The sequence below is a fragment of the Amycolatopsis sp. NPDC004079 genome (assembly GCF_040610415.1).
GTDB classification, from domain to species: domain Bacteria; phylum Actinomycetota; class Actinomycetes; order Mycobacteriales; family Pseudonocardiaceae; genus Amycolatopsis; species Amycolatopsis halotolerans.
This window is the reverse complement of sequence record NZ_JBEXMH010000162.1, coordinates 1-1,180: the sequence shown is the minus strand read 5'-3', so window position 1 is coordinate 1,180 and position 1,180 is coordinate 1. Positions and strand designations below refer to the sequence as shown.

Annotated in this window: 1 protein-coding gene; it reads left to right on the top strand. The window is 71.9% G+C overall.

Features of this window, described 5'->3' with window-relative positions; translation table 11 throughout:
* A partial coding sequence (locus tag ABZX37_RS49330; protein ID WP_354751266.1) for an acyltransferase domain-containing protein occupies nucleotides 1–1,180 on the top strand: 1,180 nt, incomplete at both ends.

The window sequence follows — 1,180 nt, the reverse complement described above, 5'->3', positions numbered from 1 at the left end:
GCACTCCGCGACCAGGCTCGTGATCTGGCGGGGCATGTGGCGCGCAACCCGGGCCTCGAGCTCGACGACGCCGCCCGCGCCCTGGCCCGCCGCACCCGGTTCGAGCACGGTGCGGCCGTGGTCGCCGCCGACCGGGGAGCGTTGCTGGGCGCGCTGAACGCGGTCGCGACCGGCGATCCGCACCCGGACGTCCTGGTCCCGGACATGCCCGGCCCGGAACCCGCCGAAGGCGGGGGGAAGACGGTGTTCGTGTTCCCCGGCCAGGGCCCGCAGTGGCCGGGAATGGGCCGCGACCTCGCCGCAGCCAGCCCGGTGTTCGCCCGCCACCTGCACGACTGCGCCGAGGCTTTCGCCCCATACCTGGACTACGACCTGCTCGACCTGCTCACCACCGACACCCCCCTCGACACGCCCCGCCACGTCCAGCCCGCCCTCTTCGCGATGATGGTCAGCCTCGCCCGCACCTGGCAACACGCCGGCATCACCCCCGACGCCGTCATCGGCCACTCCCAAGGAGAAATCGCCGCCGCCCACATCGCCGGAGCCCTCACCCTCACCGACGCCGCCCGCATCATCACCCACCGCACCGCCACCCTCGCCGCCATCACCGGCCGCGGCGCCATGGCCTCCCTCAACCTCCCCCACGACCACGCCGCCGCGCTCCTGCCCCCCACCGTCTCCATCGCCGCCGCCAACAGCCCCCGCACCACCGTCGTCAGCGGCGACCCCGACGCCATCGCCCGCCTCGTCGACACCTGCACCCGCCAAGGCATCCACGCCCGCACCATCCCCGTCGACTACGCCTCCCACAGCCCCCACATCGACCCCCTCCGCCACCAACTCCTCACCGCCCTGCACGACATCACCCCCGCCCCCGCCGACATCCCCTTCTACTCCACCGTCACCGCCGACCGCCTCGACACCACCCAGCTCACCGCCCGCTACTGGTACGACAACCTCCGCAACCCCGTCCAATTCACCCAAACCATCACCACACTCACCCACACCGGACACACCCGCTACATCGAAACCAGCCCCCACCCCGTCCTCACCACCCCCATCCACGAAACCCACCACCACACCACCACCATCCCCACCCTCCACCGCAACAAACACACCCCCACCCAACTCCTCCACGCCCTCACCCACGCCCACCTCACCGGACTCACCGTGCACTGGC